Origin of the sequence: Klebsiella sp. RHBSTW-00215 (assembly GCF_014103785.1) — a bacterium.
Lineage (GTDB): Bacteria > Pseudomonadota > Gammaproteobacteria > Enterobacterales > Enterobacteriaceae > Klebsiella.
The window spans coordinates 2,866,821-2,890,409 of the sequence record NZ_JABXQS010000001.1 but is presented as its reverse complement, the minus strand read 5'-3'; the positions used below and the strand labels follow the sequence as shown (position 1 = coordinate 2,890,409).

22 protein-coding genes and 2 pseudogenes are annotated in these 23,589 nt (G+C 55.6%); 7 read left to right on the top strand and 17 right to left on the bottom strand.

Features of this window, described 5'->3' with window-relative positions:
* Positions 1-42: 42 nt before the first annotated feature.
* From iraP to HV127_RS13660, 8 genes and pseudogenes are all read right to left on the bottom strand, one after another.
* The gene (iraP, locus tag HV127_RS13695; RefSeq protein ID WP_110273811.1) at positions 43-303 is read right to left on the bottom strand and encodes an anti-adapter protein IraP; all 261 of its coding nucleotides are present in this window, start codon (positions 301-303) and stop codon (positions 43-45) included.
* A 228-nt stretch (positions 304-531) separates the two neighbouring features.
* Positions 532-1,524, bottom strand: a complete 993-nt coding sequence (locus HV127_RS13690) for a substrate-binding domain-containing protein (protein ID WP_061155604.1) — start codon at positions 1,522-1,524, stop codon at positions 532-534.
* Positions 1,525-1,590: 66 nt separating this feature from the next.
* Positions 1,591-2,880 (bottom strand): MFS transporter, encoded by a 1,290-nt coding sequence (locus tag HV127_RS13685; protein ID WP_182236657.1) that lies wholly within the window; start codon positions 2,878-2,880, stop codon positions 1,591-1,593.
* A gap of 96 nt (positions 2,881-2,976) precedes the next feature.
* A pseudogene (locus HV127_RS13680) lies at positions 2,977-3,195 on the bottom strand (SDR family oxidoreductase); the annotation flags it as partial.
* A 150-nt stretch (positions 3,196-3,345) separates the two neighbouring features.
* On the bottom strand, positions 3,346-4,326 hold the full coding sequence (locus tag HV127_RS13675) for an IS5-like element IS5 family transposase (RefSeq protein WP_042934497.1): 981 nt from the start codon (positions 4,324-4,326) through the stop codon (positions 3,346-3,348).
* A 71-nt stretch (positions 4,327-4,397) separates the two neighbouring features.
* A pseudogene (locus tag HV127_RS13670) lies at positions 4,398-4,940 on the bottom strand (SDR family NAD(P)-dependent oxidoreductase); the annotation flags it as partial.
* Between the two features lie 177 nt (positions 4,941-5,117).
* Complete coding sequence (locus tag HV127_RS13665) at positions 5,118-6,317, bottom strand: multidrug efflux MFS transporter (RefSeq protein ID WP_110273816.1); 1,200 nt, start codon at positions 6,315-6,317, stop codon at positions 5,118-5,120.
* Between the two features lie 169 nt (positions 6,318-6,486).
* Positions 6,487-7,170, bottom strand: a complete 684-nt coding sequence (locus tag HV127_RS13660; protein ID WP_182236655.1) for an extensin family protein — start codon at positions 7,168-7,170, stop codon at positions 6,487-6,489.
* Between the two features lie 99 nt (positions 7,171-7,269).
* Between HV127_RS13660 and ddlA the strand changes: the two genes are divergently transcribed.
* On the top strand, positions 7,270-8,367 hold the full coding sequence (gene ddlA, locus HV127_RS13655; protein WP_182236653.1) for a D-alanine--D-alanine ligase: 1,098 nt from the start codon (positions 7,270-7,272) through the stop codon (positions 8,365-8,367).
* A gap of 274 nt (positions 8,368-8,641) precedes the next feature.
* Here ddlA and HV127_RS13650 read toward each other — a convergent pair whose 3' ends face one another.
* A complete protein-coding gene (locus tag HV127_RS13650; protein ID WP_110273818.1) occupies positions 8,642-8,845 on the bottom strand; it encodes a DUF2754 family protein in 204 nt (67 codons plus the stop codon).
* Positions 8,846-9,226: 381 nt separating this feature from the next.
* Here HV127_RS13650 and HV127_RS13645 point away from each other — a divergent pair, with 381 nt between their 5' ends.
* A complete protein-coding gene (locus HV127_RS13645; RefSeq protein ID WP_112214084.1) occupies positions 9,227-9,529 on the top strand; it encodes a DUF2755 family protein in 303 nt (100 codons plus the stop codon).
* On the opposite strand, the gene HV127_RS13640 is transcribed toward HV127_RS13645, so the two are convergent.
* From HV127_RS13640 to HV127_RS13630, 3 genes are all read right to left on the bottom strand, one after another.
* Positions 9,526-10,632, bottom strand: coding sequence for a DUF1615 domain-containing protein (locus tag HV127_RS13640; protein ID WP_182236651.1), 1,107 nt, complete (start codon positions 10,630-10,632; stop codon positions 9,526-9,528). The genes HV127_RS13645 and HV127_RS13640 overlap by 4 nt on opposite strands.
* Positions 10,633-10,650: 18 nt before the next feature.
* Positions 10,651-11,871 carry a peptide antibiotic transporter SbmA gene (sbmA, locus tag HV127_RS13635; protein WP_181486482.1) on the bottom strand — a complete coding sequence of 407 codons (1,221 nt, stop codon included), beginning with the start codon at positions 11,869-11,871 and terminating at the stop codon, positions 10,651-10,653.
* Positions 11,872-11,987: 116 nt separating this feature from the next.
* Positions 11,988-12,500, bottom strand: coding sequence for an isochorismatase family protein (locus HV127_RS13630; protein ID WP_167492891.1), 513 nt, complete (start codon positions 12,498-12,500; stop codon positions 11,988-11,990).
* 222 nt (positions 12,501-12,722) lie between these two features.
* Here HV127_RS13630 and ampH point away from each other — a divergent pair, with 222 nt between their 5' ends.
* The gene (ampH, locus tag HV127_RS13625) at positions 12,723-13,883 is read left to right on the top strand and encodes a D-alanyl-D-alanine-carboxypeptidase/endopeptidase AmpH (RefSeq protein ID WP_182236649.1); all 1,161 of its coding nucleotides are present in this window, start codon (positions 12,723-12,725) and stop codon (positions 13,881-13,883) included.
* A gap of 106 nt (positions 13,884-13,989) precedes the next feature.
* On the top strand, positions 13,990-14,964 hold the full coding sequence (gene hemB / locus HV127_RS13620; RefSeq protein WP_181483396.1) for a porphobilinogen synthase: 975 nt from the start codon (positions 13,990-13,992) through the stop codon (positions 14,962-14,964).
* Between the two features lie 85 nt (positions 14,965-15,049).
* Here the strand turns inward: hemB and HV127_RS13615 are convergent, their stop codons facing one another.
* On the bottom strand, positions 15,050-15,541 hold the full coding sequence (locus HV127_RS13615; RefSeq protein WP_182236647.1) for a transposase: 492 nt from the start codon (positions 15,539-15,541) through the stop codon (positions 15,050-15,052).
* A gap of 260 nt (positions 15,542-15,801) precedes the next feature.
* Between HV127_RS13615 and HV127_RS13610 the strand changes: the two genes are divergently transcribed.
* Entirely contained in the window at positions 15,802-17,520 is a 1,719-nt protein-coding gene (locus HV127_RS13610; protein WP_182236645.1) for a lysophospholipid acyltransferase family protein, read from the top strand.
* A gap of 171 nt (positions 17,521-17,691) precedes the next feature.
* Here the strand turns inward: HV127_RS13610 and tauD are convergent, their stop codons facing one another.
* From tauD to tauA, 4 genes are read right to left on the bottom strand one after another with little or no spacing between them, the layout of a single operon-like run.
* On the bottom strand, positions 17,692-18,543 hold the full coding sequence (gene tauD, locus HV127_RS13605) for a taurine dioxygenase (protein WP_182236643.1): 852 nt from the start codon (positions 18,541-18,543) through the stop codon (positions 17,692-17,694).
* Positions 18,540-19,367: a taurine ABC transporter permease TauC gene (gene tauC, locus HV127_RS13600; RefSeq protein ID WP_142982628.1), complete on the bottom strand. Its 828-nt coding sequence runs from the start codon at positions 19,365-19,367 to the stop codon at positions 18,540-18,542. Before tauC ends, tauD begins: the two co-directional genes overlap by 4 nt.
* Complete coding sequence (gene tauB / locus HV127_RS13595) at positions 19,364-20,131, bottom strand: taurine ABC transporter ATP-binding subunit (protein WP_182240650.1); 768 nt, start codon at positions 20,129-20,131, stop codon at positions 19,364-19,366. Before tauB ends, tauC begins: the two co-directional genes overlap by 4 nt.
* A gap of 10 nt (positions 20,132-20,141) precedes the next feature.
* Positions 20,142-21,104 carry a taurine ABC transporter substrate-binding protein gene (gene tauA, locus HV127_RS13590; RefSeq protein ID WP_181483401.1) on the bottom strand — a complete coding sequence of 321 codons (963 nt, stop codon included), beginning with the start codon at positions 21,102-21,104 and terminating at the stop codon, positions 20,142-20,144.
* A 253-nt stretch (positions 21,105-21,357) separates the two neighbouring features.
* On the opposite strand from tauA, the gene HV127_RS13585 reads away from it, so the two are divergent.
* Positions 21,358-21,987, top strand: a complete 630-nt coding sequence (locus HV127_RS13585) for a response regulator transcription factor (RefSeq protein ID WP_182236641.1) — start codon at positions 21,358-21,360, stop codon at positions 21,985-21,987.
* A complete protein-coding gene (locus HV127_RS13580) occupies positions 21,987-23,528 on the top strand; it encodes an MASE1 domain-containing protein (RefSeq protein ID WP_182236639.1) in 1,542 nt (513 codons plus the stop codon). Before HV127_RS13585 ends, HV127_RS13580 begins: the two co-directional genes overlap by 1 nt.
* The last annotated feature ends 61 nt before the right edge of the window (positions 23,529-23,589 follow it).

Here is a 23,589-nt window from a genome sequence, read left to right as displayed (position 1 = left end):
ATGTGACAGTAAAATGACAGCATCCATATCTTGTCACAGAGACTAGCTACGAGGATGCCGTAACAGCTTCTTTATATATTGCTGCAATAGCTGGGTGTCACGATCATCGACCAGCGGACCAGGGCTTGCCTGCTCGATTGCCTGCTCAATATCGTTGATTAATGCCTGCTGGGCATCCTGCGCCATATGACGCAACAGCGCGGTGACGACCACTTCCAGCGCCTCAACCTGGGCCGTTAATTCCTTTGCTTCCTCTTCCTTCTGTGCCAGTTTCACCAGTAGCTCAGCAATGAGATTCTTCACAATGCGTTATCCTTAATGTGAGGTCCGTAGGCTGCTATTTATGTCATACATCAGCCATCGGACACCAGTATTATTTTAAAAATAATATCTCTTTCCATCCCATATTAAGCGAAACGTTTTGCTCATTGCTTATTCAGACCATGGAATATACTCAATAGCAATTAATAAGCCTCATAACCAAATTCATCAACATAAGAATAAAATGGAATATTGCTATTCCATCGATAACTATAACGTATCACCATAATATATCTGGTAGGCCAGATTAACGCTGTCCGGCGCGTCTTTACCTGCCAATCTGGCAATCAGTATTTCACTTGCTGTTTTACCGATGTCATAACGTGGGGTAATGACGCTGGCTATTTTCTGCAAGCGTGCGCGACCAATTTCCAGCCCATGAAAACCGGCTATGGCTATCTCTTTTGGTACCGCTTTGCCCTGTGACTGACATTCCAGCAATACCCCCACCGCCAGATCGTCATTGGTACAAAAAATGGCGTCGATATCCGGGCGCGACTGCTGCGTTTGCAGGAACATCTGCCGGCCAAGGGCGACCGAGGAGATGGTGCGAGGAGCCATGTGATACGCCTTCAGGCCATGAACCTCCAGCGCCAGCTCGGTGCCGCGAAAACGACTAAGATCGCGAGGGTCGTCCATTGAACCAAAAAAGGCAATTGACCGTTTGCCGCTTTCGAGAAAGGCGTTAGTCATATCCCACGCCGCCTTTTCGTTATCGAACCCCACCTGAATATCAAGCTGCTGTCCGCCGAAGTCCATCAGTTCCGCAACCGGAATACCGCTGGCGCGTACATATTGAATCATGCGATCGCTATGCTGCTTGCCGGTCAGGATCAGGCCATCAATATTATAGGAGAGCAAATTGAGCACTTCGCGCTCTTCGCGCTGCGGGTCATATTCGTAGTTGGCGATCAGGGTCTGGTACTGGTGCGCGGAGGTTACCGATTCAATACCGGCCAACACATCGGCGAAAATCTGATTGCGAAAAGAGGGGATCAGCACGCCTATCGTTTTGCTGCGCGCGTTGAGCAGAATTTCCGGCGCCCGATTAGGGATATAGTTATTCTCTTCCATGACCTTTGAAATCAGCTCACGGCTGCGCTGAGAAACCTGGCCGGGGTCACGCAAATAACGGCTCACCGTCATTTTATTTAGCCCTGCCAGGTTGGCGATATCCTGCAATGTCATCCGGTTGTTTTTCATCGGGTTCTCTGCGACAAACGACTTATGTACTCGCAGAGAACCTTACCACAGCAGCTACGGTTTATGTTAACCCGCGACCTTTTTTGCCGTGACCGATGACGAGGAAGGTTCGTTATTGGCACGCACGTTGTACATCAGCACCACCGAAGCCAACAGCGCGATCGCCATAAAGGTGTAAGAAACGCCAGGCCCGCCCATAATCCCATTCAAATAACCTACCAGCCACGCGCCGAGGAAAGCACCGAGAGCGCCGAAGCTGTTAATCAAGCCCATCGACACGCCGGAGACGTTACGCGGCAGCAGTTCCGGGATCAGCGCGAAGAAAGGACCGTAAGGCGCATACATACAGGCAGCAGCGATCACCAGCAGCGCATAGGAGAACCAGAACGCCTGGTCACCCACCATCCAGGAACCAAAGAAGGCGATAGCGGCAATCAGCAGCAACGGCCAAATAAACAGCTTACGATTCTGGAACTTATCTGACAGCCAGGAGACCGTCAGCATCAGACAGATCGCCGCCAGATATGGCACCGCCGCCAGCCAACCTACCGCCACAATATCCATCTGCGCAGCGTTTTTCAGAATCGACGGCATCCACATCATGAAACCGTATACGCCAATGCTCCACAACGCATGCACGGCGCACAGCATAATCACGTTGCGCGAGCGCAGCGCTTCGCCATAGTTACGTACCGGCTTGATATTGCTCTGTTCGCTATCCATCGCCTTCTGCAGGGTCTCTTTTTCCTGCTCATTCAGCCAGGAGACCTCAGAGGGTTTATCGCGGACCAGGATCCACCAGCATACTGCCCACAACACCGCCGGAATACCTTCGATGATGAACATTTCACGCCAGCCCCAGGACTGAATCAGGTAGCCGGATACGATAGACATCCACAGCACGGTCACCGGGTTTCCGAGGATCAAGAAGGTATTGGCGCGCGAACGCTCGGTTTTGGTAAACCAGTTGCTGATGTAAATCAGCATCGCAGGCATCACCGCCGCCTCAACCACGCCAAGAGTAAAGCGAATCACCATCAGCATCGGAATATTACTGACGAACCCGGTCGCCGCCGCGCAGAAGCCCCATAAAATAAGGCTAAAGAAAATCATTTTGCGCACGCTGCGTTTTACCGCGTATATCGCACCGAGCACCTGGAAAAAGAAATAGCCGAGAAAAAAGAGTGCGCCAATTAGCGACGCGGTGCCTTTAGTAATGCCTAAATCACTTTCAATTCCCGCCGCAGCGGCAAAGCCATAATTCGCGCGGTCAAGGTACGCCAGACTATAGGTAATAAAAATAATCGGCATTAAATACCACCAGCGACGCGCTGGTAATTTCGCGAGCATTTGCATAAGCAATCCTCAGATAATGAATATCATCACACGGGTTTAATATATCGTCTTTCAGGTATCGCGAGCGTGCCAGTTTCCCGAAAGACGCAAAGTTATTTAAACGGCAGCAAGCATCCCGCCATCCACAAACAACAAATGACCGTTAACGAAGTTTGCCGCAGGCGAAGCCAGATACACCGCCGCGCCAATCAACTCTTCCGGTTTTCCCCAGCGTGCTGCCGGGGTGCGCTGATATAGCCAGGCGGAAAACGCCTCGTCGTTCACCAGCGCGGTCGTCATCTCGGTGGCAAAATAGCCCGGCGCAATCCCGTTGACCTAGGGAAGGTGCGAATAAGCGGGGAAATTCTTCTCGGCTGACTCAGTCATTTCATTTCTTCATGTTTGAGCCGATTTTTTCTCCCGTAAATGCCTTGAATCAGCCTATTTAGACCGTTTCTTCGCCATTTAAGGCGTTATCCCCAGTTTTTAGTGAGATCTCTCCCACTGACGTATCATTTGGTCCGCCCGAAACAGGTTGGCCAGCGTGAATAACATCGCCAGTTGGTTATCGTTTTTCAGCAACCCCTTGTATCTGGCTTTCACGAAGCCGAACTGTCGCTTGATGATGCGAAATGGGTGCTCCACCTTGGCCCGGATGCTGGCTTTCATGTATTCGATGTTGATGGCCGTTTTGTTCTTGCGTGGATGCTGTTTCAAGGTTCTTACCTTGCCGGGGCGCTCGGCGATCAGCCAGTCCACATCCACCTCGGCCAGCTCCTCGCGCTGTGGCGCCCCTTGGTAGCCGGCATCGGCTGAGACAAATTGCTCCTCTCCATGCAGCAGATTACCCAGCTGATTGAGGTCATGCTCGTTGGCCGCGGTGGTGACTAGGCTGTGGGTCAGGCCACTCTTGGCATCGACACCAATGTGGGCCTTCATGCCAAAGTGCCACTGATTGCCTTTCTTGGTCTGATGCATCTCCGGATCGCGTTGCTGCTCTTTGTTCTTGGTCGAGCTGGGTGCCTCAATGATGGTGGCATCGACCAAGGTGCCTTGAGTCATCATGACGCCTGCTTCGGCCAGCCAGCGATTGATGGTCTTGAACAATTGGCGGGCCAGTTGATGCTGCTCCAGCAGGTGGCGGAAATTCATGATGGTGGTGCGGTCAGGCAAGGCGCTATCCAGGGATAACCGGGCAAACCGACGCATGGAGGCGATTTCGTACAGAGCATCTTCCATCGCGCCATCGCTCAGGTTGTACCAATGCTGCATGCAGTGAATGCGTAGCATGGTTTCCAGCGGATAAGGTCGCCGGCCATTACCAGCCTTGGGGTAAAACGGCTCGATGACTTCCACCATGTTTTGCCATGGCAGAATCTGCTCCATACGGGACAAGAAAATCTCTTTTCTGGTCTGACGGCGCTTACTGCTGAATTCACTGTCGGCGAAGGTAAGTTGATGACTCATGATGAACCCTGTTCCATGGCTCCAGATGACAAACATGATCTCATATCAGGGACTTGTTCGCACCTTCCCTAGATATTATATTCCGCCAGCTCCACGCACATTCCGCGAGTCAGCATTTTAACTGCCCCTTTCGATGCGGCATACGGAGTAATGGTTTTGCGACCTAATTCACTTTGCATTGAACAAATATTAATTATTTTTCCCGCACGGCGCGTCATCATATATTTCGCCACCTGTTGCGAGACAAGGAAAACGCCTTTCTGGTTAACTTCAATAACCCGATCCCACTCCTCTTCGGGGAATTCAGTGAAAGGGTAGCGGCGCTGGATCCCGGCGTTATTAATTAGAATATCAATTGCACCGAATTCCTCTTCGATACGGGCTATTGCCTGCTCAACCTCCGCCGCCTGAGTCACGTCAAACGCATAACCTACTGCGCGGTAGCCCTGAGCCACCAACGCCTGCGCCGCCTGGTCAGCTCGTTCCTGAGTACGGTCGTTAATGATTATCTCTGCGCCATACTCTGCAAGGCCACCGGCCAGCAGATTGCCAATCCCCTGAGCAGAACCGGTGATGAGCGCACGTTTCCCTGATAAATCGAATAAATTTCTCATAAAACCTCTTTTTCCATAACTGTTACGCGTAACTGTATACGCGTAACAGTTACAAATAGAAGGGGGTAAGAGGTGAAAATGATCGTTTTGTGATCGGTGATACATTTACAGATGAGGAAGATCAAAAACCGGCATTGACGTAGTGACGTCAATACCGGTTGAAGAGAAAGAAAGGGGTCAGGCGGCGGTACGGCGGCTACGACGCAGCATGATAGCCAGCTGCCATATATTGATCAGCACAATAATCGCCGTAGCGATAAAGACCCAACGGAAACCCGCCATCGCCGATACCGATGCGCCAATCAGCGGGCCGACAACGTTACCGAGATACATAAACGACTGGTTATAACCAAAAATACGCCCAGTGACGCTATCGCTACAGTACTTCAGCAACAGAGTTTGTACCGCAGGCAACATCGCCCCATCGGCAAAACCGAGCAGAAAACGCAGAACGCCGAGCTGGAATGGCGTCGTGACGAACGACATGGCAAAGAACATCACCACCGCGCAGCACAGCGTCGCCAGCAGGATCCGCGAGGTGCCAATCCGATCGCCAAGTTTGCCCAACTTCGGGGCGGAAATAAGCGCGGAGACGCCCGGTACGGCGGCGATCATCCCAGCCAGGAAGGCGATATTATTGCTATCCGGTGCCATCGACTTGATAAACAGGGCAAGAATCGGGCCGATTGAGCCATTGCACAGCTGAATCACCAGGGTAGTGAAGAACAGGCTGATCACCAGCCCCGGATAGGGCAGCGAGGCAAACACCGCTTTACCGCTGAGCCTTTGTGCTTTGCTAACCTGCGGACGAGCGCCCTCTTTAATCAGAAACAACGTGACCAGGAAGCTCACCGTCAGCAGCGCGGCGGTGATGATAAATACCGCCCGCAGACCTACGTGGTCAGCAAGAAACCCACCGAGCAGCGGCCCACCGATAACCCCGCTGATTTGCGCCGTCGAAAGCGTACTCAGCGCCCAACCGCTGCGCTCGCGCGGGACCTGAGAAGCGACCAGCGCCATGGCGTTGGGAATATAACCAGAAGTCAGCCCCATCACCGCACGCAGGATAAACAGCTGCCAGACGTTAGTGGCAAACGCCTGTAATAAAATAGCGATGGCCATACCGAGCGAGGCGCGCAGCAGCATCAGCTTACGCCCTTTGCGGTCAGCCAGGCTCCCCCACATCGGCGAAACAATCGCCGACACCAGGAAAGTGACGCTGAAGGTCAAACCAGACCACATGGATAAGGCTTCGTGCGAGGTGACGCCAAGCTGGGACACGTACAGCGGTAAAAAGGGGAGAATTTGGCTGATAGCCAGTCCGGTAAAAAAACAGCCAAACCAGACGGAGATGAGATTAACCTTCCAGGATTCCATAACTACGGGTATTCATTAATTTTTTGGAAATTATTAACTAGCTTAGCAATTTCCCTCTTGCGAGGTAGTACCAGAGGTGCGCTGGCGCGGAGTTTGGTGTTTTATGGCATCTGATTACGCTCAGGCAAACAATTTCATGGTGAAAGACCTTGTATGCAGCGCGATATGCTCAGAAACAGAAACGCTGGCCGCGCATCCCGAGGTGAAAATGATTAGCATGAGCCGCGTTATAGTCCGGCCCTAACGCGTTACCAAAATAACTGCATCCGTTGGTCAGCAGCGATTGCAGCCAGGGATGATACTGCGCATCGGGCCATCCCTTCAGCACGCTTATCCGTCGCCCATCGGCCAAGCGAAAACCGCTAATATCCAGCGCCTCCGCGGTGGCATGTTCGCTGCGCCGCGCGTTCTGGCGATGATAAATATTGCGACAGGCAAAGCTGCCAAAATGCTCGACCTGGCGCAGTTCGCTCGCCAGTAGCTGACGAGTCAGCGGTTTTGCCTGCTGTTCCATATACAGCGCGCTGCTCAGCGCCAGCGGACAGCTTGCAAGGAAGCTACTGCTCAGCTTTATTGCACCAAAATCGCGTACCCGCACCACGTTTTGCAAAGAACACTCTCCCCCGCTATCGGCGACCGGTTGGCTGGTAATGATCTGCCTACGATTAGCCTCCTCTAGCAGGCCAGAACACTGCTCGGGCGTCAATCGACGCAGCTTGTAGTGACTGATTAACCCGGGCGGGTCTTCCAGGCGCAACGGCACCAGCGGATTATACTGCGGTGGAAGATAACGATATCCGTAATACCCGGCTGACAGCAGCGCTAACAGAGCGATAAGACCTTTTCCTTTCACGCTACCTCCCAATGCCTTACAAGGTAAATATTATGGCAGCCAGGCGGCTCTTTCACATGCTATGTTATGCGCTTTGATGTAATCAGGATGGAAGTTGAAATGGCTAAGATGAGGGTTGGGATCGTTTTTGGCGGTAAATCGGCAGAGCATGAAGTGTCGTTACAGTCAGCGAAAAATATCGTGGAAGCGATTGATAAAACGCGTTTCGACGTGGTTCTGTTAGGGATTGATAAGCAGGGAATTTGGCATATCAACGATGCCAGCAACTATCTGCTCAATCCGCAGGACCCTGCCCACATTGCCCTGCGTCCATCCGATGTTACGCTGGCGCAAATCCCGGGCCGTGATGCCCAGCAGCTGATTAACGCCGATAGCGGTCAGCCGCTGGCGGCCATCGATGTGATCTTCCCGATTGTCCACGGCACCCTCGGGGAAGATGGCTCCCTGCAAGGCATGCTACGGATGGCAAATTTGCCTTTCGTCGGCTCCGACGTCCTCGGCTCCGCCGCCTGCATGGACAAAGATGTCACCAAGCGTCTGCTGCGCGATGCCGGTCTGTCGATTGCACCGTTTATCACCCTCACCCGCGCCAACCGCAATCAGCTAAGCTTCGCCGACGTCCAGGCGCAACTCGGCTTGCCGCTGTTCGTTAAACCGGCGAACCAGGGTTCCTCAGTGGGCGTCAGTAAGGTAAATAGCGAAGAGCAGTACCAGCAGGCCGTGGCGCTGGCCTTTGAATTTGACCATAAAGTGGTGGTTGAGCAGGGAATTAAAGGGCGTGAAATAGAGTGCGCGGTGCTGGGTAACGATAACCCGCAGGCCAGCACCTGCGGCGAAATCGTCCTCAATAGCGAATTCTACGCCTACGACACCAAATACATTGACGATCAGGGCGCGAAGGTGGTGGTTCCAGCGGCTATCGACAGCGACGTGAACGATAAAATTCGCGAGATCGCCGTTCGTGCTTACCAGACGCTGGGATGCAGCGGCATGGCGCGTGTTGATGTTTTCCTGACCGCCGATAACGACGTGGTGATTAACGAAATCAACACCCTGCCGGGCTTCACCAATATCAGCATGTATCCGAAACTGTGGCAGGCCAGCGGTCTGGATTACACCAGCCTGATTAGCCGCCTGATTGAGCTGGCGCTTGAGCGTCACGCCGCCGATCGCGCGCTGAAAACATCAATGAATTAATCCGGGATAGCGGTTAACTTTGCCGGGCGGCGGCTAGCGCCTTGCCCGGCCTACGGGTTCACCATCGACTGCGGGCCGGTAGCCCGGACAGATGCGCCAGCACCGCCTCCGGGAAACAACGCGCAATGCAGCTTCTGATTATCTCCCCGGTCGCGGCTAGCGCCTTACCGGGGCTACGGATTCACAGCCATCTGCAGGCCGGTAGCCCGGACAGGTGCACCAGCACCGCCTCCGGGAAACAACGCGCAATGCAGCTTCTGATTATCTCCCCGGCTCACGCTTCCTCGACCGGACGACGGCGAATAATAAACCCGGCAATCCAGAAGCTAATCACCCACGTCACCAGCCCAACGGCGTATGAACGCCAGCCCTCGGTTTCAAAGCCCAGCAGCCCAACCACGCCATTCATAATAAAAATTAACCCCAGTGCAACTGCATAATAGTGCCAGTCGCGGCGAATTTTTTCAGTGAGCTTCATGATGACTCCGACAACAAAAAAAGCATCTTCGCATAGCCGCCACCGCCGGTCTGTAGCCGAGTTGAGAATTGTCGCACATTGCGATATTGGTCTAAATTTCACAAATTTGTAGCAAACTCGCAAACCGGTGAAATCAGGAACATTCCTGGACGGAAATTACCAGCAATCTGATACTGAAATCCGATCCTCATTGCCAGAATAGCCTCTATACACATCATCCTTCAAACTGCCTCTTTGTTGGCTACGTCTTCTCACCCCAGTCACTTACTTGAGTAAGCTCCTGGGGGATTCTCAGACTTGCCGCCTCGATGCATCTTGAATGATTTTGTGTATATGTAGATCGCTGAAAAATCGGCAGGAAAGCGAAGTACGGAGGTAAATATGGCAGAGTTCACCTTTGCAAAGACCACCAACGGCAGCAAAAAGAGGAGGTCTATCACCAGCAGCAACATCGCTTACGCCCTGTTTGTGCTGTTTTGCTTCTGGGCCGGCGCGCAGATGCTGAGCATGCTGATACACACTCCCGGCGTTTTTGAGCATTTAATTCAAATGCAGGACAGCAGCCGCCCCAGGGTCGAAATAGGCCTGGTGGTCGGGACCCTGTTTGGCCTGGTCCCTTTTCTATTGGGCTGTATATTGATTGGGATATTGGGGATAGCTTCTCGCTGGCGCAGCCAGCACTAGCGGCGCGCCATACAGCTGGCCCGTCGATCATCAACCCGTTTGGCAAACCAGGCGGTAGTCAGATTACGGGTGATTTTCGGACTCTCAAGCTGGATCCCCGGCAATACTTCTCGCGGCAGCGCTTTACCGGCTTTCTTATCGGCAATACGAAACACCTTCTTGTAGAGATCGCTCTCCTCAAACGCCAGCGTATCGCCCTTCTTCAGTTGACGATGGATATCGTCATCGCTCATCGCCAGCTGTGAGGATAAACGGCGCACCGCCAGCTCGGTGGTTCCGGCTTCGTCGCTATCGTAGCGAATCAAATCGCCATCCAGCGCCAACTTCACACCCGTCGCCTTAGCCACCGCATTCTGGAAAGCGGCGTTACGGCTGGCGTACCATCCGGCGTTAAAATCGGCAAAACGATACAGCGGCACGCTATAGTTTGCTGGATAGTTCAGCAGATGATAGGAGCCAAACCACAGGCCGCCGCGCAGGCTGAACACTTCCTGACGCACGGTGCCGTCCATTTTCCACGGATAGCCGTCGGTATGCTGCTGGGCGAAGGCAATGCTGACCTGCATCGGACCGCCGGTATGCACCGGATTCAGCGAGCCAAACAGCTTCTGCCCCATTGGCACCATGCCGATAAAATCATCGAAAATCGCGCTCAGCTGCTTTTCCGTTTTGACGTTATCCAGGCGTTCGCTATAGCTTTTGCCGTTAGGCGAATTGATTTTCAACGCGGTGTGGACCAGAAACACTGGAATATGCATTTTCTCCGCCCGGCGGTCTATCTCCTGCCAGGCAATTTTGCTCAGCCCAGGCACCGCAGGATCCGCCTGATAGTTGGACTCCTGCTGCGCCACCGCCAGCACCGAACAGACATTCTCTTCCGTCGGCGCCAGCTTCTGGCTTTCAAACGTTTTGGCGATGGCCTGCGCCCAAGCTTCACGGTCTTTCACGCTGGAAGGCATTTTTTGCCGTACCACGGCGGCAACATCAATCGGCTTTTCCCCCTCTTTGAACACCGGTTCCGGTTTACTGGAACAGGCGCTAAGCACCATGCCTGCCAGTAGCGTCAGGGAGAGTGAAACAAAACGAGATGAGGCTGCTGCCATATTCCTTCCTTGCGATCGTTAACTTAATGTTGTGGTCACTTCCTGCAGCTCTTTGCCATCCAGCTCGCGCTCAAAGCTGCGCAGACGTTTGTAGATGGACATCAGCTCCACCAGCGTCGTCCAGGAGCTAATCAGGTACTGGAATGAACCGCGAACCTGGCTGAAGACGTTGGTTATCTGCGTCATCAGGCCCAGCGTAATCGTACCGGCAACAATCGACGGAAACAGCAGGAACAAACCGAAAACGTTATCCACTTGCAGGTAAAGAATACGAGCGATATTGAAATACATGTAGTGGAAATAGAGACGGAAATAGTTGCGGCGTACGGCGCTGAACAGCTCACGAACGGTCGGCGGCGTCGCGCGGTTGGCATCATCCTCGCCATAAACCAGTTCTTTACGGTAGGCCGCTTCAACGCGCTGGTTTTTAAACTCCAGCCCCGGCAGCTTAATCCCCACCACCGCCAGCAGGCCGGTACCCATTAACGACCACACAATCGCGGCAATCACCAGGCCATACGGCAGATGACCGACAATCGGCAGGTCCGGCACGTGCGCGGAGAGCGTCACCAGCACCGGCAGGAAGGCGATAAGCGTCATCACCGCGTTAAGGAAGCTGACTCCCATGCTTTCCAGCGTAGAGGCAAAGCGCATAGTGTCTTCCTGCACACGCTGCGCGGCGCCTTCGATATGACGCAAATGCTGCCAGTGCGCCATATAATGCTCGTTCATGGCGGTACGCCAGCGGAAGACGTAGTGGCTGACGAAGAAGTTGTTCATCACACCGATAAGCACCGCGATAATCGCGATGCCGAGGAATATGCCTATTTCCTGATAGAACTGATTAATGCTGACCTTATGCGGCGTCGCCAGCGCGCTCTGAATCAAATCGTAGAACGGCGCGTACCAGGCGTTGATCGCCACCCCAACTTCAACGAGGAACCAGGTGACGAAAATAATCAGCGAGGTGCCGAGAATCGACCAATATTGCCAGCGATGTGGGCTGTAAATGAACCAGAACAGGGCGAAAACCCCGACGCACAGCGCGTAGAAGGCGTAGAACACCAGGTAATTAAGCGACCAGAAGCGCGCTGCGCTGATCGCGACATCCTGCGATGCGCCTGTGATTCGCAGCAGCCAGTCGCCGCCGCCCGCCTGCCAAAAGATCACTGCCAGCAGCGACCAGATAAAGGCAGAAATAAAAAACGGCCCCGGTTTGGGGAAAAAAGATTTAAACATCATGCTCTCCTGCTAACTTCTTATCGTTTTATTATGCTGTGTACCACGAAAACGCCCGCCGCAAAGGTGTCGCAGCGGAGCAAAGTGGGCGGGTTATGAGACCGAATGTCAGCGGCTTAGTTCGCCTGCCATTCGCGAAGAATTGTTTCTGTGAGTTTCACGTGTAAAGGATTGCCAGGTACCGTCAAGGTACGCCACACCTCGTTGTAGTGGGCAATCAGCGTGGTGGCCTGCGCCGCCGGGCGATTGGCGGTGGTGTGAGCATCTTCGGCGACGGTAATGGCATAGCCGCGGCTGGCGCCGTTTTTGATGGTGGTATCGACGCAATAATCTGTGGCGCAGCCGCAAATCACAAACTGCTTGATATCATGCTCGTGCAGCACCTCTTCCAGCCGGGTGTGGTAAAAGGCATCGCAAGCGGTCTTGGTGACGTACAGCGCGCCAGCGGGTTGCTCAAGTTCAGGTAGCAAATCAAAACCTTCGCTTCCCTCTTCCAGCCCGCCCTCTTCACTGTGCTGAATGAAGATAACGGTATCCGCCGCCCGCACCAGGCGGTTTATCTGCGCGACGCAGCGTTCGCGCTCAATACGCGGCGTTGCGAAAACGCCGTTTTGCATATCCACTACCATTACCACCCGTTGAGCCGCCATTGTCACTCTCGCTACCAATCATTAGCCAAACGGTAATCATACGCGCCCGCAGGTAAAAGCGGCTATCCAAAAGCATAAAAAAGGATTTTTTACGCCGCGTTACGTTTTTCCGCACAGATTCGAGTTATTCCCGCTTTGCTCGGCGTCGCTTCGTAGTATAAATACGCTCTATATTTTTCTTCACAATGATGGATGCCCCCGTTGAAACGTAGTCTGCTCATTTTTGCTGCGCTGTGCGCGGCGTCGTGGACATCGGTCCAGGCCGCACAACCGAGCGTAGACCCGGAATTCGCCTCTGATGTTGTCGACCGTTATGCTAATCATATCTTCTACGGCAGCGGCGCGACCGGTATGGCGATGGTGGTCATTGACGGTAATCAGCGCGTGTTTCGCAGCTTCGGCGTGACGCGTCCCGGCAGTAATGAGCATCCGCAGCTCGATTCGGTGATTCGTATCGCGTCACTGAGTAAGCTGATGACCAGCGAGATGCTGGTGAAGCTGCTCGACCAGGGAGTGGTGAAGCTCAACGATCCACTGAGCAAATACGCCCCGCCGGGAGCTCGAGTTCCCACTTATCAAGGGAAGCCCATCACGCTGGTGAATCTGGCGACGCACACCAGCGCCCTGCCGCGTGAACAGCCTGGCGGCGCGGCGCATCGTCCGGTATTCGTCTGGCCGACGCGTCAGCAGCGCTGGAACTGGATCACAACTGCCTCGCTGAAGGTCGCTCCTGGTTCGCAGGCCGCCTACTCGAACCTGGCCTTTGACTTACTGGCCGATGCGTTATCTACCGCCTCTGGCAAGCCTTATCCGCAGCTGTTTGAAGAGCAAATTACCCGTCCGTTGGGGATGAAAGACACCACTTTTACGCCTTCTCCGGACCAGTGTCAGCGGCTGATGATCCCTGAGAAAGGGGCCAGCCCGTGCAACAACACCCTGGCCGCTATCGGCAGCGGCGGCGTCTACTCCACGCCGGGCGACATGATGCGCTGGATGCAGCAGTTCCTCTCCTCTGACTTCCACACTCGGGGTCAGCAGGCGGATCGTATGCAAACGCTGATTTATCAGCGCAGCCAGTTAACGAAGGTGATCGGCATGGACGTGCCGGGGAAAGCCGATGCGTTGGGCCTCGGCTGGGTTTATATGAAGTCGAAAAACGGTCAACCAGGGATTATCCAGAAGACCGGCGGCGGCGGCGGTTTTATCACCTATATGGCGATGAATCCGCAAGCTAACGTTGGCGCGTTTGTGGTGGTCACCCGCTCGCCGTTGACGCGCTTTAACAATATGAGCGACGGCATCAACGATCTGGTCAGCGAATTAAGCGGCGTCCGCCCCACCATTGAGACAGCCAGTCAATAGCCTTTAGGGGTGTTTTGCCTGCGATTCATCAGGATCGTTTTGGCAAAACATCCCGCCGCCAATTCAGGTAGACTATCTTTTTTCATTTCACAAAATCAGGCAAACCATGACAGATTTAATCACTCGCCCACGCCGCCTGCGCAAGTCCGCTTCGCTACGTGCCATGTTTGAAGAGACAACACTGAGTTTGAACGACCTGGTGTTGCCGATCTTTGTTGAAGAAGAAATCGACGATTACAAAGCCATCGAGGCCATGCCCGGCGTGATGCGCATTCCGGAAAAGCATCTGGCGCGAGAGATTGAGCGTATTGCCAACGCCGGTATCCGTTCGGTGATGACCTTCGGGATTTCCCACCACACCGACGCCACCGGCAGCGATGCCTGGAACGAAAACGGCCTGGTGGCGCGCATGTCCCGCATCTGCAAACAAGCGGTGCCGGAGATGATCGTGATGTCCGATACCTGCTTCTGCGAGTACACCTCGCACGGTCACTGCGGCGTACTGTGCGATCACGGTGTCGATAACGATTTGACCCTTATCAACCTCGGTAAGCAGGCGGTGGTAGCCGCAGCCGCAGGCGCGGATTTTATCGCCCCTTCCGCCGCGATGGACGGTCAGGTGCAGGCAATTCGCCAGGCGCTGGACGCCGCCGGATTCACCAATACGGCGATTATGTCCTACTCCACCAAGTTCGCCTCATCATTCTACGGCCCGTTCCGTGAAGCCGCGGGTACCGCGCTAAAAGGCGACCGTAAAACCTATCAAATGAGCCCGATGAACCGCCGTGAAGCGATTCGCGAATCGCTGCTTGACGAAGCCCAGGGCGCCGACTGCCTGATGGTCAAACCGGCCGGTCCATACCTCGATATCCTGCGCGACCTGCGCGAGCGCACCAACCTGCCATTAGGTGCCTATCAGGTAAGCGGCGAATACGCGATGATTAAATTCGCCGCCCAGGCCGGTGCTATCGACGAAGAGAAAGTGGTACTGGAAAGCCTCGGCGCCATCAAACGTGCCGGTGCGGATCTGATCTTCAGCTACTTCGCCCTCGATCTGGCCGAAAAGAAAATCCTGCGTTAATTCAGGTCCCCGGGCTACGGGCTCACAGTTTTCTGTGAGTTGGTAGCTCGGACAGGCGCAACGCGCCGCCTCCGGGAAAGTCACCTTAACGACGCTCGCCGCATAATAATTCCTTCACCTCCCCACCCCAATCAACAGGATACAAACTACGACTTACATCGCGATGAAAGGTTGAATAGGGCCAATCCCGTACCTGCCTTACCCACCCGTGCTTAACCGGATTGATATAAATGTAATCAACATGGCTACGATAGTCCTCTTGGTTACGAATGGCGTGTTCCCAATACCTTGGTTGCCACACGCTTTGCGCGCCTGTTAAACCTGAAAAATGCTTTTTAATTGATCGCCAGCGCGATGGAAAATCGCTGTCGTTGCCAGGTAAGGTCCAGACGCAATGAAGGTGTTCGGGGAGCACAACCCAGGCATCAATATGAAAAGGTTTCTGTTTGCGGACTATTGCCACCGCCTGGCGTAATGCATCAATACGATGAACCAGAAACCGACTCTCTCTGTCGCATAAATTGACGGTGAAAAACCAAGTCCCTCCATTAATGTAATGACGACGATAATCGACCATCGGATGCCCCCTGCCAAAGATTTTTTGCCTGTTCCACCAGGATAAAAGAGGGTGAGGTTAGAAGGCAATTAACTGGACATCAATCTGGAAAAGCGCTCGCAACTTTTTCACATATAGCCTTCCCGGAGGCGGCGCTGCGCGCCTGTCCGGGCTACCTGCTCCGGCCCCCATAGCTCGCCCCCCCCCAAATATTCACTCAACTGTAATCTGAGCGACATCTGCGCCTTCTACTGTCTGGGCAGGACGGAGGAGGTGCCACCATGTTTAGTCTCGACAATGTACTCGATGACCTGTGGCCTCAGGCGAGGCCAGCCCCCTGGCAGAAAAAGGTGCTGAAAAAGCTCCTGCATGAGGAAGAGTTTCAACAGTTTGCCGCACGTCACCACCACCTGAAAGGACTGGATACGGTCGAACAGGTGCTCGAACATCTCAATATCCGCTGCGCTATCCCGGCGCACGATCTCGAAAAAATCCCCGAACATGGCCCGCTGGTCATTATCGCCAACCACCCCACCGGCACGCTCGACGGCCTGGCGCTGCTCTACGCCGTCTCCCGGGTACGCCGCGATGTCAAAGTGGTTACCAACCGCATGCTTAACCATCTCGAACCGATGAGTTCGCTGTTTATTCCGGTCGATAATATTAATGGCCGCACCGCCAAAGCGGCGCTACAGCAAATGGACCAGCAGTTGCAAAACGGCGGCGTGCTGATTTTCTTCCCGGCAGGCGAAGTTTCACGCCTGACCCGTCGCGGCATCCGCGATAAAAAATGGCACTCAGGATTTATCAAGCTGGCCGCCAAATATCGCGCCCCGCTGCTCCCGGCGTGGATCCATGCGCACAACAGCGCGCTGTTTTACGCCAGCACCCTGGTGTCGGCAAATCTCCCGCTGCTCCTGTTGATGCAGCAAATGTTCCGCCGCCGTAACAGCAGCCTACCGGTCAATATTGGGCAACAGATTGCCTGGTCAGCTTGGTTCGACCCGCAGGCCTCTTCTCGCGAGCTCACCGAACGCTGCTATCGTCATCTGGAACAACTCGGAAAAGGGCTGCCGGGGATCTTTAAAACCGAAAGCACTATCGCTCGTCCCGAAGCCCGGGCCCTGCTCAAGCGTGAACTAAATAAGGCCGAAACGCTGGGACGCACGGCGGATGGCAAAATCATTTATCTCTGGCAGCGCCATGGTCAGGAAGACGCGCCGGTGCTGCGCGAACTGGGGCGTCTGCGTGAAATTGCCTTTCGCGCGGTCGGTGAAGGTAGCGGTAAACGTCGCGACGTGGACGGTTACGACGATGACTATCTGCACCTGATTTTGTGGGATGAAGAAGACCTTGAGATCGTCGGTGCATACCGCTTTATGCCGACCGCTATGCAGCTGGAAAAACGCGGACTGGAAGGGATTTACAGCTCCAGCCTGTTCCATTACGACGAACGCATGGACGATATTCTTCAGCACGGCATTGAGCTGGGGCGCAGCTTTATCCAGCCGCGCTACTGGGGCCGTCGCGGTCTGGACTATTTGTGGTCCGGCATCGGCGCGTATCTGGCGCGCTATCCGCACTATCGTTATCTATTTGGCCCGGTATCCATTTCTGGAGGCTTGCCGCCTGCCGCGCGGGATCTGCTGGTGGCGTTTTACCGCCTGTGGTTCCCGGCAACTCATCCGCTGGCGGAGTCTCGTCGCCCCTACCCCGCCTCACTGCCCGATGTGCTGGCACAGTTTGCCGGTGAGGATTATAACGACGACCTGGCCCGACTGAAGTCCCTGCTCGGCAATCTCGGCTGCGCGATCCCGCCGCTGTATAAGCAGTACTCGGAAGTGTGCGAACCGGGCGGCGTACAGTTTATCGATTTCGGCAGCGACCCGGATTTCAATAACTGCGTCGATGGTCTGGTGCTGGTAGATTTGACCTATCTGAAGGCGAATCGATATCAGCGCTATATTGGCGTGCATCTGGACGCGCAAAAATCGGCATAAAAACCTTTTCCCGGAGGCGGCGCGCTGCGCCTGTCCGGGCTACGGGTTTACAGCTTTCTGCGGGCCGGTAGCCCGGACAGATGCGCAGCATCGCCTCCGGGAAGCCGCGCGCAATGCAGCTTCCGATTTTCTCTACGGCTCGCGGCGGATGCCTTAGCCAGGCGACAGGAATTACCCCGCCCGGTAATACGGCTTATCCCCGAGGATCGTTGCGCGGTGCATAATTCGCCGCTGCGGCAGATAATCGGCGTTGGCGTAATGCTGGGTAACGCGGTTATCCCAAATCGCCACATCGTTAGGCTGCCAGCGCCAGCGCACCTGGAAGTCCGGTTTGGTGACGTGGGCAAACAGGAAGCTCAGCAGCGCCTCGCTCTCCTTCTCCGTCACATCGACGATGCGGGTCGTAAACCCTTCATTCACAAACAGCGCCTGCTTGCCGGTTACCGGATGGGTTCGCACCACCGGATGCAGCAGCGGCGGATTTTTCGCCACCGCCTCCAGCCAGCGCTGATGCTCCTCTTCGGTTTTACGATATTTATACTCCTGGAACGATTTACGGAAATCATGCTCCGCGCGCAGGCCGCCCAGCAGCTGACGAAATGGCTCAGAGAGCGCCTCGTACGCGGCAATGCCGCTGGTCCATAGGGTATCGCCGCCGGTAGACGGCAGCTCTTTTGCCGCCAAAATCGCTCCGGCGGGCGGCGTTTCAATAAAGGTAACGTCAGTGTGCCAGTTATCGTTATCCGGCGGATTATCGTCGTGAGTATCGAGAACGATAATTTCATCAACGCCGGGTGCGTGCGGGTAGACCGGGTGAATATGCAGGTCGCCAAAGCGCAGGGCGAGATTGCGCTGCTGCTCAGGGGTAATATTCTGCTCGCGCAGGAACACCACCTGATGGCGCAGCACCGCGTGATACAGCTGCTCAAACTGGTTATCGCTCAGCGGGCGAGTAATGTCGACGCCGGATACCTGTGCGCCAATATAAGGCCCCAGCGGGGTAATGCTTAAACGTTCGCTCATTGTACTTCTCCATGCCAGGGGGTCAGGCGACGCTGCAGCGCGCGCAGACCCAGTTCCAGTAAAAAGGCGATGATCGCAATCACCGCGATCCCGGCCAGCACCACATCGGTGGCGAGGAATTCACCGGCGGACTGCACCATAAAACCTAAGCCGCGGGTAGCGGCAATCAGCTCTGCGGCCACCAGCGTCGACCAGCCGACGCCAAGCCCGATGCGCAGGCCGGTCAGAATTTCCGGCAGCGCGCCGGGCAGGATCACCAGCCACAGCACCTGCGCTTTGCTGGCGCCTAAAGATTGCGCGGCGCGAATGCGTACCTGCTGGGCGCTTTTGACGCCCGCCAGCGCCGACATCGCCACCGGCGCGAATATCGCCAGGTAGATCAGCAGGATCTTTGAGGTCTCGCCGATGCCAAACCAGATAACCATCAGCGGTAAATAAGCCAGCGGCGGCACCGGGCGGTAAAGCTCGATCAGCGGGTCGAGGATCCCGCGCACCGTAGGGCTCAGCCCCATGGCGATCCCTACCGGTACGCCGAGCAGCACCGCCGCCAGCAGCGCGATCACAATACGCGTCAGGCTCGCCGCCAGATGCTGCCAGAGAGTGGCATCCATAAAGCCCTGCGGCCCGGCGATGGTAATCAGTTTCTGCAAGACCTGCCCCGGCGGCGGCAGAAACAGCGGACTAATCAGCTGTAGGGCGGCGACGGCCCACCAGATAACCAGCAGCACCGCCAGGGTTGCCACGCTCAGGGTGAACTGGCGCGAGAACGGCCAGCGCCACTTCAGCGCCCGCTGACGCGGTTTGTCGTTAATGACGATACTCATGAGAAAGCCTCCCGTTGCTCAAATACCCGGCTGAGGACATATTCACGCTGTTCGATAAATTTCGGGTCCGATTTGATGCTGCGGCAGGATTCCCCGGCAACAAAGCGGCGGCCAAAATCGAGCGGCAGACGTTCAAGAACGCGCCCTGGCCCCGGCGAGAGCAGCACCAGCTCGGTGGCCATAAACACCGCCTCTTCGATATCGTGGGTAATCAGCAGCACCTTCTTGCCGCTCTCATGCCACAGATTGAGCAGCAGGGTTTGCATTTGCTCACGGGTGAAAGCATCCAGAGCGCCAAACGGTTCATCAAGGAGCAGCAGCTGCGGGTTGGCCGCCAGCGCGCGGGCAATCCCTACCCGCTGCCGCTGACCGCCGGAGAGCTGCCAGATAAAGCGCTTTTCCGCTCCTTCAAGGCCCACTTTTTTCAGCATCTGCGCGGCGGTTGCCCGGCGCTGCGTTTTGTCGACGCCCGCTAGCTGCAACCCGAGCGCGACGTTATCCTGCATGTTGCGCCACGGCAGCAGCCCTTCGTGCTGAAATACCACACCGCGATCGGCCCCCGGCCCTTCAACCCGCTGCCCTTCAAGAGTGATGCTGCCGTGCTGATAAGGCACGAATCCGGCAATCAGGTTCAGCAGGGTGGTTTTACCGCAGCCGGAGGGGCCAAGGACCACCAGCAGTTCACCGCTGTCCAGCGTCAGGTTGATATCCGCCAGCGCCGGTTTACCGCCGTAGTCGGCAGAAAGGTGCGAGATGTGCAGCATCATGATCTCCTTACTTCACAAAACGGTCGGTAACGTACTGGCTGTAGTCGCTGCCGGCGGCGGGCACTTTGCCCTGCTCTTTTAGGAACTTCGCGGTGTCGATGATGGCTTTATTGACCGGACCGTTCAGCTCCTGCGCCTGCTGGGCGGCGGTCAGGTAGGTATTGCCTTTCACCAGCCCTGGCACGTCGGCTTCCGGTACGCCGCTTAAGCGCGCCAGCTTGCTGATATTTTCCGGTTGCTTCAGCCACTCGTCAGGGTTGGCGATGTAGGGCTGCTGGGCGTCGATGGCGCTTTTGGCGAAGGCTTTCACAATCTCAGGATGCTTTTCGGCAAAATCTTTACGTACCACCCAAACGTCCAGCGTCGGCGCACCCCACTCACCCACCTGCGACGAATCGGTCAGGACCGTGCCGTCTTTCTCCAGCGCGTTAACCGCCGGAGCCCAGACGTAGGCACCGTCAATATCGCCGCGCTGCCAGGCGGCAATAATCGCTGGGGGTTGCAGGTTGAGGATCTGCACCTGGCCCGGCTTGATACCCCAGTGCTTCAGCGCCGACAGCAGGCTGTAGTGCGTCGTGGAGATAAACGGCACGGCGATGCGTTTGCCGATCAGGTCCTCTGGTTTGGTGATGTTCTTCTTCACCACCAGCGCTTCGGAGTTACCGAGCTTTGAGGCCAGCAGGAACACTTCAATCGGCACCTGCTGGGTGGCGGCGACCGCCAGCGGGCTGGAGCCGAGGTTGCCGATTTGTACGTCACCGGAAGCCAGCGCCCGCACGATGCTCGCGCCGCTGTCAAACTTGCGCCAGTCGACGGTGGCCCCGCTCTCTTTGGCAAAGGTGTTGTCCGCCTGGGCGACTTTCGCCGGCTCAGCGGAGGTCTGATACGCCACGGTGACGTTAACCGCCTGCGCCTGGAATGCCGCGAGAGCCAGGGCGGCAATAAGAGTGATACGCGATGTGAGTGCCATAGTGTCTGCTTCCCTTGAGTTGTTATGGATGCAGTATTTCCGGCGCGATGCGTTTGATGAAGTAATTAAAAATTCTTGCTAAGAACAAAGTGTTTTTAGAAAAAAAGCGGCAATGGTTAGTTAATCTTCACAAAAACCGCCACCGCGCTTTTATTGCAATTTCGTTACATTCGTTACATATCCACACCCCGACGATTGCCAGCGCAGCGGCGGCAGGCATCATAGGGCCATGATCCGCGAAGAGAGTAGAAACATGATTCGAGTGGTGCTGGTCGATGACCATGTGGTGGTGCGTTCCGGTTTTGCACAGTTGCTCAGCCTCGAAGAAGACCTCAACGTTGTTGGCCAGTTCAGCAGCGCGGCACAGGCGTGGCCAACGCTATTGCGCGATGACGTCAACGTGGCGGTGATGGATATCGCCATGCCGGATGAAAACGGCCTGAGCCTGCTAAAGCGCCTGCGCGCGCAAAAGCCGCAATTTCGCGCCATTATTCTGAGCATTTATGACGCGCCCACCTTTGTGCAGAGCGCGCTCGATGCCGGGGCCAGCGGTTATCTCACTAAACGCTGCGGCCCGGAAGAGCTCGTGCAGGCGGTACGTTCCGTCGGGATGGGCGGTCATTACCTGTGCGCCGATGCGCTACGGGCGCTGCGCGGCGGCGCAAAACCGGCGCAGGTGCTGGAAGTGCTCACCCCACGTGAACGCGAAGTATTTGATTTACTGGTCAAAGGCGACAGCGTCAAGGAAATAGCCTTTAAGCTCGACCTCAGCCACAAGACGGTGCACGTCCATCGCGCCAACGTGTTGGGCAAGCTGCAATGCCAAAGCACGATTGAGCTGGTGCACTTCGCTCTCGACCACCAGTTGCTGGCAGGGCATTAATGTCGCGCGGCCTTCGCCACCGGGTCATTTCGCTGTTCATTGTACTGGCCTGGGGTAGCGGCTGGCTGATGCTGTGGACGCTCGGTTTTTACCTGACCCATAACGGCCAGCAGGCGGCGCTGTTTCTGCCACACGGCGTCTATCTGGCGCTGCTGATCCTGCTTTCCCGCCGCTACTGGCCCGCGCTGGTGCCCCCCCCCATGCTAATGCTGTTCTGGCTGCACAGCGAACAGTTGCTGAACGGCTACACCTTGCTGGCCGCGCCGCTAATTAGCCTGCTCCCTGCCGGTCTGGCGCAACAGTTCTGGCACCGTTTTCCTCTTTACTGGCAGCGGCTGACGCTGCTGCTGGCCACGGTCAGCGTAAGCGCATTACTCAACACCGCGCTGCTCTCGCCGTTTGTGAAAAGCCCGGCAATGATGCTCGGCCTGGCCTCGTTTACCGGCGGCGTGCTGCTGACACCGTTTGTCTATCTGATTTTTGAATTCCTGCGCCAGCAGCACCGCTATCATCTGCTGGGTCTGGATACGACCAATCCGCCGCTGCGCACCTCGCTAATTATCTGGTGCAGCCTGTTTTTTATCATCGGTATTGGCACCCAGATGGTGTTGTCGCCGGAAATTGAACGCCTGCTGCTGATCGTCGTCTTTCTGCCAAACGTGGTGATGGCGTGGAAATTTGGCTGGCAGGGCGGCGTGCTCTCCGGCCTGCTGGGCAGCATGATGATCACCATTGCCCGCCAGGTTGGTGTGGGATTCAACAATCTGGTTGAACTGGAGATCTTTCTGGCAACCCAGGCGCTGCTCGGCATCGGTCTGGGGATTGCCATCAGCCGCCAGCAGCATCTGGCGCAAAACCTGCACCACTACCGCCAGCGGCTGGAAGCGGAGCTGGCGGCACGACGCGCGCTGACCGAAAAGCTGATCCATACCGAAGAGGACACGCGCAAAAATCTGGCGCGCGAGCTGCACGACGAAATAGGCCAGAACATCACCGCTATTCAAATTCAGTCACAGCTGGTGAAACGGGCGCGCGATCCGGCGCAAACCCAGGCCGCCGCTAGCCAGATTAACGATCTCGCCCGGCGTATCCACCACTCCACCCGCCAGCTACTGCGCCAGCTGCGCCCACCCGCCCTTGACGAACTGTCGTTTAAAGAGGCGCTGCACCACCTGCTCAACGAATTTGCCTTTGCCGAGCGCGGCATCTGCTGCCGCTTTGACTATCAGCTTAGCGCCACCCCGGAGAGCGAAACGGTACGCTTTACCCTCTATCGACTGCTGCAGGAGCTGCTCAATAACGTCTGCAAGCACGCCGAGGCCAGCGAGGTTGCCATTACCTTGCTTGAGCAGGGAAAGTCGTTGCGCCTGGAAGTCAGGGATAACGGCGTCGGTATCAGCGCCGACAAAATTGCCGGATTTGGTATTCAGGGGATGCGCGAACGCGTCAGCGCCCTGGGCGGCGAGCTAACGCTGGAATCACGGCATGGCACGCGAGTAATTGTTAACTTGCCCACAAATTTGCAACAAACAACCTGCTAACCAGGAAAAAGTCTTAGTCACTGCGGACTTTCTCTCATCCCCTTTCAATTTCACTTTCTTA

Excerpts from the sequence above, each read along its gene's own strand:
- HV127_RS13690 (WP_061155604.1), bottom strand. The coding sequence starts at position 1,524 with ATGAAAAACAACCGGATGACATTGCAGGATATCGCCAACCTGGCAGGG.
- HV127_RS13685 (WP_182236657.1), bottom strand. The coding sequence starts at position 2,880 with ATGCAAATGCTCGCGAAATTACCAGCGCGTCGCTGGTGGTATTTAATG.
- HV127_RS13675 (WP_042934497.1), bottom strand. The coding sequence starts at position 4,326 with ATGAGTCATCAACTTACCTTCGCCGACAGTGAATTCAGCAGTAAGCGC.
- HV127_RS13665 (WP_110273816.1), bottom strand. The coding sequence starts at position 6,317 with ATGGAATCCTGGAAGGTTAATCTCATCTCCGTCTGGTTTGGCTGTTTT.
- ddlA (WP_182236653.1), top strand. The coding sequence starts at position 7,270 with ATGGCTAAGATGAGGGTTGGGATCGTTTTTGGCGGTAAATCGGCAGAG.
- HV127_RS13650 (WP_110273818.1), bottom strand. The coding sequence starts at position 8,845 with ATGAAGCTCACTGAAAAAATTCGCCGCGACTGGCACTATTATGCAGTT.
- HV127_RS13645 (WP_112214084.1), top strand. The coding sequence starts at position 9,227 with ATGGCAGAGTTCACCTTTGCAAAGACCACCAACGGCAGCAAAAAGAGG.
- HV127_RS13640 (WP_182236651.1), bottom strand. The coding sequence starts at position 10,632 with ATGGCAGCAGCCTCATCTCGTTTTGTTTCACTCTCCCTGACGCTACTG.
- sbmA (WP_181486482.1), bottom strand. The coding sequence starts at position 11,871 with ATGTTTAAATCTTTTTTCCCCAAACCGGGGCCGTTTTTTATTTCTGCC.
- HV127_RS13630 (WP_167492891.1), bottom strand. The coding sequence starts at position 12,500 with ATGGTAGTGGATATGCAAAACGGCGTTTTCGCAACGCCGCGTATTGAG.
- hemB (WP_181483396.1), top strand. The coding sequence starts at position 13,990 with ATGACAGATTTAATCACTCGCCCACGCCGCCTGCGCAAGTCCGCTTCG.
- HV127_RS13615 (WP_182236647.1), bottom strand. The coding sequence starts at position 15,541 with ATGGTCGATTATCGTCGTCATTACATTAATGGAGGGACTTGGTTTTTC.
- HV127_RS13610 (WP_182236645.1), top strand. The coding sequence starts at position 15,802 with ATGTTTAGTCTCGACAATGTACTCGATGACCTGTGGCCTCAGGCGAGG.
- tauD (WP_182236643.1), bottom strand. The coding sequence starts at position 18,543 with ATGAGCGAACGTTTAAGCATTACCCCGCTGGGGCCTTATATTGGCGCA.
- tauC (WP_142982628.1), bottom strand. The coding sequence starts at position 19,367 with ATGAGTATCGTCATTAACGACAAACCGCGTCAGCGGGCGCTGAAGTGG.
- tauB (WP_182240650.1), bottom strand. The coding sequence starts at position 20,131 with ATGCTGCACATCTCGCACCTTTCTGCCGACTACGGCGGTAAACCGGCG.
- tauA (WP_181483401.1), bottom strand. The coding sequence starts at position 21,104 with ATGGCACTCACATCGCGTATCACTCTTATTGCCGCCCTGGCTCTCGCG.
- HV127_RS13585 (WP_182236641.1), top strand. The coding sequence starts at position 21,358 with ATGATTCGAGTGGTGCTGGTCGATGACCATGTGGTGGTGCGTTCCGGT.
- HV127_RS13580 (WP_182236639.1), top strand. The coding sequence starts at position 21,987 with ATGTCGCGCGGCCTTCGCCACCGGGTCATTTCGCTGTTCATTGTACTG.